We start from the raw sequence: 12,375 nt of genomic DNA, 5'->3' as shown, positions 1-12,375 counted from the left end.
AACCGGCTTTGTGATCTCGTGTCAGGTGTTGCGTTCGTTGCGTTCGTTACTTGCGTTCGTATTCGTTTCAGCCCGGCGGCATTCAAGCCGGCGAGCGTCCGTGCAACTTCACCAGCACCGGATAGGCGCTGCGCGGCGGCGGCGCCTGATCCACCTTGCCGAGCGCTTCGACCGCGCCGACCACCGCGTCGTCGAGCTTGCTGTCGCCGGTCGACTGGGCGATCGCCACCTTCGTGATGCGCCCGTCCGGGTCCATCCAGATGTTCAGGTTCACGTTGAAGCGCGATCCCCCGCCCGACGCCTGCACCTGCTTGTCCCGTTCCACCGCGCCTTGCAGCAGGTAGCCGATGTATTGCCGGTAAGTGGCGTTGCCGAAGCTGCCGCCCCCGCCGCTGCCCGCCATGCCGCTGCCGTCGCCGGCGCTGATGCCGAAGTTGTCCGTGCCGGCCTGGGCCGGTGCGTCCATCGTCATCTGCTTCGGCTGGTTGTCCGACGGCTTGGGCGCTTCCGCCGGTTTAGGCACTTCGGTGGGTTTCTCCACCGGCGTCTTGACGTCTTCCTGCACCTTCTCAGGCGGCGGTTTTTCCTTGGGCGGCGGGGGCGGTGGCGGCGGCAACGGAATCACCGTCGTCACCTGCGGCGCCTCCGCCCGTTTGACGCCCGCGGTATCGCTCGCAAAATGCCAGATGAGCGCCACCAGCCCCGCCGCGGCCAGCACGAGCAGCACCGGCCTGACGAAGCGCCCCGGTCCATTGCCGGAGCCGCCGGGTCCGTTGGTATAGGTTGTTTCCATGGCCGGTCTCTACCCGCCCTGGTGAGCTTTGCCGGTCACCAGTCCCACCTGCGAGAGATCGAGACGGCGCAACAGGTCGAGCACGTCCATCACCTTCTGGTAGGCGACCGCCGAGTCGCCCTTGAGGACGATCGGAAACTCCGGCGTCAGCGCTTTCTGCGTGCGCAAACGGTCTTCCAGTTCGCTCATCGAGACCGGATACGCATCCAGATAAATTTGCCCCGTGTCCGATACCGTGATGGCCTTGGTCTTCGGTTTCGCGAGACTCGCCGCGGAACTCGCCTTCGGTAAATCCACCTTGATGCCCTGCACCGACGCCGTGGTCATGATGATGAAAATGATCAGCAGTACGTACGCGAGATCGAGCATCGGCGTGATGTTGATGTCGTCGTAGGGCTTGTCGTCGTCCTGAACCTGCATGGCGCGTTTCTCCTGGATTGCGGGTTACGCTGCGGGTTACTCGGCGGCCAGCGAATGGTCGGCGCTGCGATGGGCTTCCGCGAGACGCGTCACGAATTCGTCGACGAACACCTGCATGTTGGCCGTGACGTTCTTGTTGCGGATCAGCAGGTAGTTGTAGCCAAACAGCGCGGGAATCGCGACGAACAGACCCGTGACGGTGGCAAGCAGCGCGGCCGCGATACCCGGCGCGATCGCGTTCACGTTGACGTCGCCGGCGGCCGCGATGGCGGCGAAGGTGATCATCACGCCAACCACCGTGCCGAGCAGCCCGAGGAAAGGACCACCCGAAATGGCGATGGTGAGCAGCACCATCGACTTCGACAGGCGCTGGTTCTCGCGCACCAGCGTCGCATCCATCGAGGCGCGAATCGCCTCGATCGACTCGGCGGTAATCAGCGTGCGGCCGTGGCCATCCACGCGGCTATGAATTTCGGCGACACCCGCGCGATACAACCGGTAGAGCGACGAGTGGCGCAGGCGCTGACCTTCCTCGCTGCGTTCGTCGGTATGCGCAAGGCCGACCAGGTGGCGCCCCGCCACCTCGCGAAAGCGCTGCACGAAGAAGCCGTTGGCTTTGTCGACAGTGCCGACATACGACGCCTTGGTCCACATCACGACCCACGAAGTCACGGCCATCAGCATCAGAATGCCGATCACCACCCACGCATCCACCGTGACGGACTTGACGATGACGCCGAAGTAGCCGAAGCCGAAGCCCGACTGCTTTTCATCCGCGCCATAGCTGAAGAGTTTCGATTCGGCGCCTTGCGAGAGCACGTCGAGCGCGATCAGGTTCGCCGGGCGCGCGACCTTGGACAGACGCAGTTCGTCCATCTCGCCGTTGAAGCCCGCAAAACCGGCAGGCGCGTTCGCCACGTCGCCGCCAACCGCTGCGGCGCTATTGAGCGCGGGCAGCGCGGCGGCGATCTGCGCGACCTGTTTGCCGCCGACGTAGAGCGTGACGTTCTTGCCGTCGGCGGTGACCGCGAGTTCGCTCCACTGATTCGCCGCAACCGCGGGCACGGCGGGTGTACGCAGCGGCGCTGCGCCGCCGTCCACTTCGACGAACGGCACACCGTTGTCCAGACCGATCAGCAATGCATTGGCGCCGTCGCGGCGGCTATACACCAGCGTGTTCGCCGCGAGCGCGGCAGGCTTCACCCACGCGCTGAAGGTGAAGCTGCCGCCGGCTCCCAGATTCAGCGACGGGCTCGCCGGCAGGTTCAACGGACTCGCACCGTTGAACTGCGCGGCACGGCCGATGATGCCGTCTTCGGCAATCCGCGCCGGGGCGTTCTGCGCGTTGTTGCCGTACGCGGTCGAATCCTTCGGCGGCGTGCCTGCCGCGCCGTTGAAGTGATACACCAGCGTGTAATCGGCGTCGAAGGTCTCCGCCGGCTTGCTGCCGTCGGGCGCTTTCTTGTTGCCGTAGTACATCCAGATGCTCTGCGCGGCGCCCGCCGGCATCTGCGTGATGTCGATCCAAACCAGCGCCACGCCAAGCACGGCGTCGTACTGCTCGATCTGGTAGTTCAGCGGCGTCTTGTCGTCGGCCGCCACGAAGCGGATATCCGCGCCGTTATCCTGCAGGCCGTCGAACTGGAAGTTGCCCGAATGCAGGCGAATCAGCAGGGGCACACGGCCGGCCGATTCCGTCAGGTTCGCGCCCTTCGCGCTGGTGTCGATCGTGATCGCCTTGCGATACGACCAGTCGTTCTGCCACCACGCGTTGGCGACGCCCGGCACGCAGCCGAGCAGCACCGTCATGGCCGAGATTAAAAGGAACAATGCTCGCTTCACAGTCATACTCCCCGAAAAACCGACTGCAACAGCCGGCACAAGAGATTTGAAAATGGGTCAAGGTGGCGCGTGTAATGCATCAGAAGCCCACCCGCACATAGAAATCGAAGCGCGGGCTGTACTGCTTCGTGTAGATGCCCGCCTTCAACGGCCAGCCGGCTTCGAAATCGGCGCTCGCATACTTGAGCAACTGCATGCGCGTACCAACGCCGACGGACAGCAGGTTGAAGCGCGCGGTCTGCTCCGGCAGCGGACTCAGCAGCCACAGATGCGCCGCATCGACGAACATGTGGAAGCGCCATTCGTTCACGTTGCTCGACAACACGCCGCCCAGGTACTTCGAGACCGACGGACTCCTCAATTCGAGCGAACCGATCACACCGCTGTCAGCCGTGTCTTCCGCCTGCATGTAGCCGCGCACGCTATTCATGCCGCCTGCCGCGAACTGTTCGCTCGACACAAGCGGCGAGTTCGCCAGCTGTGCGCTCACGTGCGCGTTGGCCTGAATGTCGTGATCGAAGTTCTGCGTATGGTTGAGGTCGAACTTGCCGTACACGAAGTCGGGCGTCGCGTTGTAGCGTTTGTTGTCGTAGGAGTTCCAGTCGCTGCCGATACCGCGAATGTTGGTTGTCAGCGCCACCGCGAACGAGGTCTGCGAGTTCTTCAGATTCATCTGGCCGTTGTACGAGAACGTGACCGGCACGTAGGTGAGCGGCACAGAGCTTGTGCCTTGACCGACGATGGTGTCGTTCTCGTCGTAATGCTTGCGGTCGATCTCGATGCTCACCGTATGTGCGTACGTTTCGCTGGACGGCAGTGCGTAGCTCGCGGTGAAGCCGAAGGTGGTGCCCTTGCCGAGCACGTTGGTGCCGCCCAGCGCCGCGACATTGCTGTCCGAGTGAATCACCGTGGCGAGGAAACTCCAGTGCGAGTCCTTGATCGGCGCAAGGTAGGAGAACGAGTAGACCCGCGCATCCTGCGGATGCTGCGGCGCGATCAGGTACGTTCCCGACAGCACATGGCCCAGTTGCCACAAGTTCGAATAGCTGAGCGAAACGCTCGTACGCAGCGACGAGGTGTTCGGACTGTTGTCGTTGTTGAGGTCGACCGTGCCGTGCCACGGGCTGTGATCGTCCACTTTCAGGTCCACGTCCACCGTCTGCGGCAGCGCGCCTGGTTTGAGAACGGGGATCACCTGCCGGTCAGCGGAACGATTCAGATCGGTCAACTGCTGCTGCGCCTGATTGAAATCCGGCACGCTGCCTTCGGCAAGCGCGGGCACCGCATCGCGTATTTCGAGCGGCGAGTAATACTTCGCACCGTCCACGCGCAAGCGCCCCACCTTCGCTTCCACCACCTGCAACACGATCACGCCGTTCTTCACCTGCTGCGGCGGCAACTCGACCACCACCGACTGATAGCCCTTGTCCTGATACACCTTCTGCAACGCATCGCGCGCACCGTTGACGTCAGCGAGCGTGCGGCCCGGACCTTCGAACGGATAGACAGCCTTCTCGATTTCCAGGTTCGGAAGCGTCGTGTTGCCGCGCACAATGAACTCGTTCACGTCGAACGTTTTCGGCGCCGTACCGGCAGATGGCGCGGCCTGCCCGCTCTGTGGCGCCTGCGTGCCGGCGACGGCCGGCGTTGCGGCCGAGGCGGCGCTCGACTGTGCGTGAGCCGGTCCCGTCAGCGTCATGCCCCCCATCACCAGAACGCCGACCCAGCTGCGCCGACGAATGCGTGCTTCCCCGTACACCTTTGGCGTCATTGCGCCACTCCTTCGTGATTCGATATGCCGGCTGAATTCGGGCTTGCTAGACCGGCTCATTTTTCAAGTCACGAACAATACAAAGGTCGAAAGTCCACGTTATGACCGGTTATACGTACAACGAATCTAATTGGATAAAACCAGGTGACCGACACCGGACGCCTTCAAGACCGTCCCCGAATGTTCCTCTTGCGGAAACTCGCCTGGAGAAAATGTACTCACCATCTGTCACGCGAAGACGCTGCTCACCGCCCTACCATCTGCACCACGCGCACGTGCGGGGACGACATGAAGGATGCAGGAGGTGTGGACAGGTTTGGTACGGCGCGGCAACGCGGCGTCGCCATCATCACCGTGCTGCTCATCGTGGCCCTAGTGGCGACACTGGCGGCTAGTCTCGTATGGCGCGAACTGGTTGCGGTGCGCGACGTGGAGAACCAGCGCGTCGCCGCGCAAACCATGTGGGTGGAACGCGCCGCCATCCAGTGGTCAAGACAGGTCCTGCGCGAGCAGGCGACCGCCTCGAACGTGGTGTACGCGGGACAGCGCTGGTCGTTGCCGGTAAAGAACCTCGCGCTCGCGGACTTCCTGCCGCGTAACGTGCTGGCCGTGAACGGCGAACTCGCGCGCGCGAAGATCTCAGGCGAGATGGAAGACGCGCAGGCAAAATTCAATCTGATGAACCTGGTGTCGCGCGCGGGGCCGAGCGCGCCGTTCCAGATCAACGCCGAGGGTTTGGCGGCCTATCGCCGCTTACTCAGCAGTCTCGGCCTGAGTCCGGGTCTCGCGCAACTGACCGCGGCGCACATGCTGCAATCGTTAGGTGACGGCGCGGGCGCGAATGGCTGGCCGCTGCAACTCGTGACGGTAGACGATCTGATCCGCATTCCTGGTTATGACGCGCGAACCGTGCAAACATTAATGCCCCTCGTGACGGTGCTGCCCGACTTCACCATGGTCAATGCGAACACCGCCACCGCACCGGTTCTCACCGCGGCGATCCCGACCCTCTCGGCGGGCCAGGCGCAAACGCTGATCGAGCGGCGCAACACGGCCTATTTCGTGAGCACCGGCGATATCGCCACCGTGCTGGCCGCGGGCATGACGAATGGCGAATTGCCGGCAGGTTCTCTCGTCGGCGTGAACAGCGGCTATTTCATCGTTCATTGCCGGATCGTTTCGGACCGGATCGACACACGTGTGGACACGCTGATCGCCCGCTATGGCGTTGGCGATTTCAGTTGGACCGCGGTAGTGTGGGTGCACCGTTTAACGAGTTGAAGCGCGCCGTACTCTTGCAGCACGACAGTAAGCAGTATTCAGGTGACACGCCGTTCGATGCGTTCCGACATGTCCCGGTCGCGCAGGGTGTCGACTAAAGCGTTCCAGTAGTCAATCGGAACGAGGCAGGCAACCGGTTGACCGTATTTGGTCACCATAACCGGATGGCTTTGCGCCTCTCTCAATGCATGCGATGGATTTCTGCTGAAATCTCGCGTGGCCATGCTAACCGCCTGTTGCCAGAAGAATTGCTCCACCTGTGGTTCCTTATAGAGGGTCTTCTGACCGGCACCCTCTGCGACCGCCAGATGCACCTGCCCATGAACAGCGGCACGTCAAGACCTTTGATTTATTTGTCTGACCCATTCTAGCGACGGCGATTATGTTTAACAACCTATCATTGCAATTTCAACAAAACATTTATTTCGCGTCCCGAAATATTATGGTTGAGCGACAAAAGGTACGTACCTTATCGGCCTGAAACAAAATCGCCTCTAAAAAAGTACGTACTTTTTAACACCAGATGTTCATATTAGGCGGCCCGGGAATAATCGCCTTATGGCTGCATTTTTATTATCGGAAATAACGACGCTATTGCATTTGCAAAGCGAGCCGCATCGGTATCTTTCACTGCTCGCCGGCAGGTTGCAGCGTGACCGACACCGCGGCGTGTCCGGGTTTGTCGTTACCTGTCGCGCGCGCGCTGATCACGCGGACATGGAAACGCTTTCGCGCATCGTCCAGCCAGACGATCCACGCGCCGAACGGCACATCTTTCGCGTCGATCTGCACCGCCTTGTCGAGCACGGCGAGCTGAACCTGGCCGAGCGCCGCCGCATCGAGCGAAGCGGACAGTGCATCGCGCAACGCGGCGCCCGAAGGCGCGGCGACAGATGCCGCCGCCCGCAAGCGGCGCGCTTCGTCCGCCAGCACGCCGACGTCGGCCACTTCGGTTTCGAGACCCGGCAGGCTCGCGAGAATCCGCGCGCTGCCGTCGAATGCGGGTGACCACAACACGCTGTAGATCACAGCAACCCCGGCAAGCAACGCGCTCGCGCCGAGCAACTGTTTCTCACGCGTGGCGCGTGCTTCCCACCACTGCGTCAGCGCGTGCCGGATGGCGACGGCTTTAGCGTCCATTTCCCCTCCTCGAGATGCGCGGCGATACCTTGCGCGGCGAGACGGCGCACGAAAGCATCACGGTCCACGTCCGTACCGGCTTTGAACGACACTTCCAGCGCCCCGCCGCTGTAGTTCAGCGAAGCCATGGACGCGGCCGGAATCGGCCCCAATGCATGGGCGATGCCGGCGCTTAGCGTCAGAAAATCGTCCGCGCGCAATTCACCCGCCGTTGCCCGCATACGCGCGAGTTGCGAAGCCATTTGCGCGTGCGGATCGAGCATCACCGTTGTCGGCGGCAACGCCTCCTGAGCAAGCTGCGTCATGGTTTCGGTCAGAGCGTCGCGTTGATGGCGCAGGCGCAGCCACTGCACATTGACGGTCACGAGCGCCACGGCCACGGAGGCGGCGACGATCGCGAGCGGCATACGCCAGCGGCGTATCCGCGCCGCGGCGCCGCCTCGTCCCGAGGAACCGAATTCGAACTGGCACAGATCGAAGCGACATGCGATAGCCGAGCGCGCCAGCGTCTGCCATGACAGCGTTTTTAACGCTGATGCATCGGCATCGGGCGTGACAGGCGCGTTGTCATACTGAAGCTGATAGACGGTCAGATCCGCATCGTGCGAGAGGTGTTTTAACGTTGTGTCCAGTTCGGCCGCGCCAACGCTAAAGCCAAACCCCAACGCGCCGCGCCGCAAGGCGAGTTCGAACCGCTCGTGTTCGACTTTGGGCGCGTCCGTATAGGGCGGCGCTAATTCGTCGGCTGTGACCGGAGAGCTTTGCGCAACCGGTACGATGAGCGCGGTGATGTGTTTGAGTGCATTGTGGGGCGCGTCGGCCTGCACGGTTGCCGTCGCTTGAACCGTGTTCGGTTCCGCATCGGCCGCCAGTTCGGCATCCAGATCGTCCGCTGTTCCGGCTAAGGCTTTGATCTGCGCGCTCTCATCCTCCACTTGCTGGACCGGCAGGCACGGCGCGAGCGGCACCGCACGTACCCGCCGATGCCCCGCTTCAGCGAACCGGTCGAGCACCATGCCGAACCATTCCCGGTCCACCACCGCGATGCAACGTATCGTTTCGCCGCGCGCCGCCGGTGCAACCGCGAAGTGGCACTGCTGCGCGTCCTGCATCAGATACTCTTCAACCACATTCGGCAGCATCCGCCGCAAGCGCACGCCTTGCACGGGCGGCAACGCGGCGGCGAGCATCAGCGTGTCGCGCGCCGCGATGATCAGAATTGTCGATGTCGCGCCCGGCAGCGTCTTCAAGGTCGCGAAGCCGGTTTCGATCTCGCGATCGCCATTGCGTGGCACGAGCGCGAAGGGAAACGCGTAAGTGTCCCAGTCGCGCGTGACACACACGTCGCGCGCGGGCAGCAGAACGATCACAGTCGACATTCGGACCTCTTCGATTCGGCTCGTGTGATTGGGGCCATCGCCTTCATAAGTCCTTGCAAAATTAGCGCGCGGGTCACGGACGACGCACGCCGAAACTGCCGATTCCCGTACTGATGACCCGCACGTGTACGGCGCCGGAGTAGAGCGTGACGGTCACCGGCGCGTCGATGCTTTCCTCGCCGAAGACAATGCGTTGCACCGCCGCGCCGTCCGCATAGCGGATCGTCACCGCCGTGACATCGGTTTCCCAGCGGTGCGCGCCGAGCACGCTGTCCGCGAGCGGTTGCCACGTGCCGTTCGCGGCACGCCGCAGGAAGCGATAACCGCCGCCGACCGGCTGCCAGGCAATCGGCGAGGAACGCACCTGTGCTTCGTCGAGCGCTGATTCGAACATTGAGGCGAGGCGTTGCGCTTCCTCGGTCAGATCGGTGTTGCGGTTACGGGTCGGCGCAAGGCCGACCACCGCGAGCAGCAAACCCGCGATCAGCAACACCACCAGCATTTCGAGCAGCGTGAAGCCCCGTTGCCGCGCTCTATGCCGCGTCTTATGTCGCGCGGCCGCCGCGTCATTGCCAGGAGCCGATATCCGCATCATTGCCCTCTCCTCCTGCTTTACCGTCGGCGCCGTAACTGAATACATCGATGTCGCCATGTACGCCGGGGTTCAGGTACTGATACGGATTGCCCCATGGATCGTTCGGCAGACGTTCGAGATAACCGCCCGCTTTCCAGTTGTTCGGCACCGGATCGGTCGAGGGCTTCTCGACCAGCGCGCGCAGGCCCTGGTCGTTGGCCGGATAGCGGCCGTTGTCGAGCTTGTAGAGATTGAGTGCCTGCATGACCGCGCCGATATCCTGTTTCGCCGCCACGCGCCGCGCTTCGTCCGGACGGCTCATGATCTTCGGCACGATGAGCGCGGCGAGAATGCCGAGGATCGCAATCACCACCATGATTTCGATGAGTGTGAAACCACGCTGGGTGCGCTGTGTTTTGCGGCTGCTCTTTGCGCACACCACGCGTTCGATATTGGTGTGCGTATGCGCCACTGTCGAATCGGTCATCATTGATTCACCTTTGCGTTCAAGAATGAGGTTCTAAGGCGCGTGCTCTCGATGTGGCGCGCCGTTCGCTCCCGCCGGAATGCGGACTTCCAACTCATTACGCTGCCGACACCATGCGCCTGCCACTCCGCTCCACGCTCCTCGCCACGGTTGCCAGCGCGGCGCTGCTCGCCGCTGTCAGCGTATGGTCCGCGCATGTCCTGCTCACGCCCTTGCCGCACGCCAACCCGCAAGTGCCGCCCAACGCAGCAATCGACGCCACCGGCGGCGCCGCGCTGTTCGGCGCCGCGCCCGACCAGGGACGCCGCGACGACGTGCAACTGCTCGGCATTCTCGCGTTCGATCCACAGCACGCAGCGGCTATCGTGAGCGTGGGTGGCGAGGCCGCACACGTGGTGCGCGTGAATGGCGCGATCGGTACGTCGGCGACGCTCGCCGAGGTGCATGGCCGCTCGATCGTCGTCGAACACAACGGCGTTCGACGTGAGATCGCGCTGCCCGCTGTGGAGTCGCCGAGCGCGTTTGTCCGCTAGGTCGCGCGTGTTGTGGGCGTGGCTATCGCGGCGCTCACAACAGCCGTTGCGGCTGCGCTCGTTGCCGTAGCCGTAGCCGTTACCGTAGCCGCGACGGCAATCGCAACCCATCAGCATCAAGGCAGCGGCATGCATCAATGCACCAGATTGTTCAGTTCGATGATCGGCAGCATCACCGCCAGCACGATCACCAGCACGGTGCCGCCCATCGCCAGAATCAGCAGCGGCTCCATGAGACTCGTGAGAAACATCGTGCGGCGCTCGAGTTCCGAGGCTTCGCCCGCGGCCGCACGGTCGAGCATCGTGGTCACGTCGCCGGTCGCTTCGCCTGAGCGGATCAGATGCACCAGCACCGGTGGGAAGGTCTTGGTATTGCCAAGCGCGCGGGAGAGCGCCGTGCCTTCGCGAACCCGTACGATGGCGTCATCCACCAGCGTGCGCATCGCGCGATTGCTGAGCGTTTCACCGGCTGCCTGCAAGGCGCGCAGAATCGGCACGCCCGCGGCGATCAGAATGCCGAGCGTGCTTGCAAAACGCACCGTGTTGTAGCCGCGCACGAGTTTGCCCGCGAGCGGCGCGGTCAGAATCCACTGGTCGAACGCGAGGCGCGGGCCGGGTTGCTTCAGGATCGAGCGCACCACGTACACCACCACGCCGATCGCGATCAGCGCCGCCCACCACCATTGCCGCACGAAACCGGACAGCGCCATCATCAGCACCGTGAGAAACGGCAACTGCTGCTTGGTGCTGGCGAACACGTTCACGACTTGAGGCACCACATAGCTCAACAGGAACGTGACAATGCCGAACGCCACCACGGTGACGACCGCGGGATACGTGAAGGCCAGCACGATCTTCTGCTTGAGCGCGTTGCGCTGCTCGATGTAGTCAGCCAGACGCGACAACACGAGGCCGAGCTTGCCGGTATGCTCGCCCGCCGACACCAGCGCGCGGTAGATATCCGGAAAGTCTTTTGGATGCTGGGCGAGCGCATTCGCAAATGAATGGCCGCCGAGTACTTCACCGCGAATCGCCGCGAGCAGGCTGCGCAGGTAATCGCGCTCGGCCTGATCGGTCAGTACGGAAAGCGCCTCGTCGAGCGGCAAGCCGGCGACCAGCAGACTCGCCAATTGCCGCGTGAGCAAGGCCTGTTCGCGCTGCGAGAGGGTGCGGCCAAAACCGCCAGACGCCTTTGCGCCTTTCGCGGAGGCGCCGCCTGCGTGACTCGCGGCGGTGGCCACCGTCATCGGCACGAGCCCCTGGGCGCGCAACTGGCTGCGCACCGAACGCGCGCTGTCGCCGTCCAGCACGCCTTTTTTCGACTTGCCTGCTGCGTCGATCGCTTCGAAACGGAACGCGGTCATGATCAGCTTCCTCCAGTGACTCGTACAACTTCTTCGAGCGACGTCAGCCCCGACGCCAGCCAGCGGTCCGAATCTTCGCGCAGCGTACGCATGCCCTGCGCACGGCCCGACGCCAGAATCTCCGCATCGGATGCATTGCGGTGAACCAGCGTGCGGATCTCGTCGTCGATCAGCAGCAGTTCGTACACGCCGCGCCGTCCCGCATAACCCGACTGTCCGCATTTGTCGCAGCCGACCGGATGCCAGCGCACGCTGCCATCCTCTTCAACACGCTCTTCGCGGCACACCGGGCACAAACGCCGCACCAGCCGCTGCGCCAGCACGCCAAGCAGCGACGAGGCCAGCAGATACGGCTCCACGCCCATGTCGGTCAAACGCGTCACTGCAGAGGCCGCATCGTTCGTGTGCAAGGTCGCGAGCACAAGGTGACCGGTCAGCGACGCCTGCACCGCGATCTGCGCAGTTTCCAGGTCGCGGATTTCGCCGATCATGATGACGTCCGGGTCCTGCCGCAGAATCGAGCGCAGCGCCCGCGCGAAGGTCATGCCGATCCGCTCGTTGACCTGCGTCTGGCCAATGCCGGACAGGTCGTACTCGATCGGGTCTTCGACCGTCATGATGTTGGTGGTCGCGGTTTCGAGCCGCGACATCGACGCATACAGCGTGGTCGTCTTGCCCGAGCCGGTCGGGCCGGTCACCAGCACGATGCCGTGCGGCTTGCCGATCAGCTTGTCGAACTTGACGAGCGTGTCGGGCGCCATGCCGAGCGCTTCGAGATTCAGGCGCGACGC

At 63.3% G+C, this 12,375-nt stretch carries 13 protein-coding genes; 2 read left to right on the top strand and 11 right to left on the bottom strand.

Going from position 1 to position 12,375, the window contains the following annotated elements; genetic code table 11:
• Positions 1-82 precede the first annotated feature (82 nt).
• The 4 genes from BCY88_RS12815 to BCY88_RS12800 all read right to left on the bottom strand — a co-directional run bounded on the left by BCY88_RS12815 (position 83) and on the right by BCY88_RS12800 (position 4,826).
• Positions 83-793 carry an energy transducer TonB family protein gene (locus tag BCY88_RS12815; protein ID WP_120344612.1) on the bottom strand — a complete coding sequence of 237 codons (711 nt, stop codon included), beginning with the start codon at positions 791-793 and terminating at the stop codon, positions 83-85.
• Between the two features lie 9 nt (positions 794-802).
• Positions 803-1,213: an ExbD/TolR family protein gene (locus tag BCY88_RS12810; protein ID WP_120344611.1), complete on the bottom strand. Its 411-nt coding sequence runs from the start codon at positions 1,211-1,213 to the stop codon at positions 803-805.
• A 36-nt stretch (positions 1,214-1,249) separates the two neighbouring features.
• Positions 1,250-3,061, bottom strand: coding sequence for a DUF2341 domain-containing protein (locus tag BCY88_RS12805; protein WP_120344610.1), 1,812 nt, complete (start codon positions 3,059-3,061; stop codon positions 1,250-1,252).
• 73 nt (positions 3,062-3,134) lie between these two features.
• Positions 3,135-4,826: a ShlB/FhaC/HecB family hemolysin secretion/activation protein gene (locus tag BCY88_RS12800; RefSeq protein WP_259461376.1), complete on the bottom strand. Its 1,692-nt coding sequence runs from the start codon at positions 4,824-4,826 to the stop codon at positions 3,135-3,137.
• Positions 4,827-5,132: 306 nt separating this feature from the next.
• On the opposite strand from BCY88_RS12800, the gene gspK reads away from it, so the two are divergent.
• Positions 5,133-6,107 carry a type II secretion system minor pseudopilin GspK gene (gspK, locus tag BCY88_RS12795; RefSeq protein ID WP_259461375.1) on the top strand — a complete coding sequence of 325 codons (975 nt, stop codon included), beginning with the start codon at positions 5,133-5,135 and terminating at the stop codon, positions 6,105-6,107.
• 38 nt (positions 6,108-6,145) lie between these two features.
• Here gspK and BCY88_RS12790 read toward each other — a convergent pair whose 3' ends face one another.
• From BCY88_RS12790 to gspG, 5 genes are all read right to left on the bottom strand, one after another.
• Positions 6,146-6,364 carry a type II toxin-antitoxin system prevent-host-death family antitoxin gene (locus BCY88_RS12790; protein ID WP_147408515.1) on the bottom strand — a complete coding sequence of 73 codons (219 nt, stop codon included), beginning with the start codon at positions 6,362-6,364 and terminating at the stop codon, positions 6,146-6,148.
• Positions 6,365-6,734: 370 nt separating this feature from the next.
• Entirely contained in the window at positions 6,735-7,247 is a 513-nt protein-coding gene (gspM, locus tag BCY88_RS12785; RefSeq protein WP_120344607.1) for a type II secretion system protein GspM, read from the bottom strand.
• Positions 7,211-8,626 (bottom strand): type II secretion system protein GspL, encoded by a 1,416-nt coding sequence (gene gspL, locus BCY88_RS12780; RefSeq protein ID WP_120344606.1) that lies wholly within the window; start codon positions 8,624-8,626, stop codon positions 7,211-7,213. Before gspL ends, gspM begins: the two co-directional genes overlap by 37 nt.
• A 73-nt stretch (positions 8,627-8,699) precedes the next feature.
• Positions 8,700-9,221, bottom strand: coding sequence for a GspH/FimT family pseudopilin (locus BCY88_RS12775; RefSeq protein ID WP_120344605.1), 522 nt, complete (start codon positions 9,219-9,221; stop codon positions 8,700-8,702).
• Entirely contained in the window at positions 9,193-9,687 is a 495-nt protein-coding gene (gene gspG / locus BCY88_RS12770) for a type II secretion system major pseudopilin GspG (RefSeq protein WP_259461399.1), read from the bottom strand. The genes BCY88_RS12775 and gspG overlap by 29 nt, the downstream gene beginning before the upstream one ends.
• 113 nt (positions 9,688-9,800) lie before the next feature.
• On the opposite strand from gspG, the gene BCY88_RS12765 reads away from it, so the two are divergent.
• Positions 9,801-10,220 carry a general secretion pathway protein GspC gene (locus BCY88_RS12765; protein WP_120344604.1) on the top strand — a complete coding sequence of 140 codons (420 nt, stop codon included), beginning with the start codon at positions 9,801-9,803 and terminating at the stop codon, positions 10,218-10,220.
• Between the two features lie 134 nt (positions 10,221-10,354).
• On the opposite strand, the gene gspF is transcribed toward BCY88_RS12765, so the two are convergent.
• Both gspF and BCY88_RS12755 read right to left on the bottom strand, forming a co-directional pair.
• The gene (gene gspF / locus BCY88_RS12760; protein ID WP_120344603.1) at positions 10,355-11,584 is read right to left on the bottom strand and encodes a type II secretion system inner membrane protein GspF; all 1,230 of its coding nucleotides are present in this window, start codon (positions 11,582-11,584) and stop codon (positions 10,355-10,357) included.
• Positions 11,585-11,586: 2 nt separating this feature from the next.
• The coding region (locus tag BCY88_RS12755) for a GspE/PulE family protein (protein WP_183081353.1) at positions 11,587-12,375 on the bottom strand (789 nt) is incomplete at its 5' end.

Source organism: Paraburkholderia fungorum (assembly GCF_003610895.1).
In the GTDB taxonomy this organism is placed as follows: Bacteria; Pseudomonadota; Gammaproteobacteria; order Burkholderiales; family Burkholderiaceae; genus Paraburkholderia; species Paraburkholderia fungorum_B.
This window is presented reverse-complemented; position numbering and strand designations above follow the sequence as displayed.

Excerpts from the sequence above, each read along its gene's own strand:
- BCY88_RS12815 (WP_120344612.1), bottom strand. The coding sequence starts at position 793 with ATGGAAACAACCTATACCAACGGACCCGGCGGCTCCGGCAATGGACCG.
- BCY88_RS12810 (WP_120344611.1), bottom strand. The coding sequence starts at position 1,213 with ATGCAGGTTCAGGACGACGACAAGCCCTACGACGACATCAACATCACG.
- BCY88_RS12805 (WP_120344610.1), bottom strand. The coding sequence starts at position 3,061 with ATGACTGTGAAGCGAGCATTGTTCCTTTTAATCTCGGCCATGACGGTG.
- BCY88_RS12800 (WP_259461376.1), bottom strand. The coding sequence starts at position 4,826 with ATGACGCCAAAGGTGTACGGGGAAGCACGCATTCGTCGGCGCAGCTGG.
- gspM (WP_120344607.1), bottom strand. The coding sequence starts at position 7,247 with ATGGACGCTAAAGCCGTCGCCATCCGGCACGCGCTGACGCAGTGGTGG.
- gspL (WP_120344606.1), bottom strand. The coding sequence starts at position 8,626 with ATGTCGACTGTGATCGTTCTGCTGCCCGCGCGCGACGTGTGTGTCACG.
- BCY88_RS12775 (WP_120344605.1), bottom strand. The coding sequence starts at position 9,221 with ATGATGCGGATATCGGCTCCTGGCAATGACGCGGCGGCCGCGCGACAT.
- gspG (WP_259461399.1), bottom strand. The coding sequence starts at position 9,687 with ATGACCGATTCGACAGTGGCGCATACGCACACCAATATCGAACGCGTG.
- BCY88_RS12765 (WP_120344604.1), top strand. The coding sequence starts at position 9,801 with ATGCGCCTGCCACTCCGCTCCACGCTCCTCGCCACGGTTGCCAGCGCG.
- gspF (WP_120344603.1), bottom strand. The coding sequence starts at position 11,584 with ATGACCGCGTTCCGTTTCGAAGCGATCGACGCAGCAGGCAAGTCGAAA.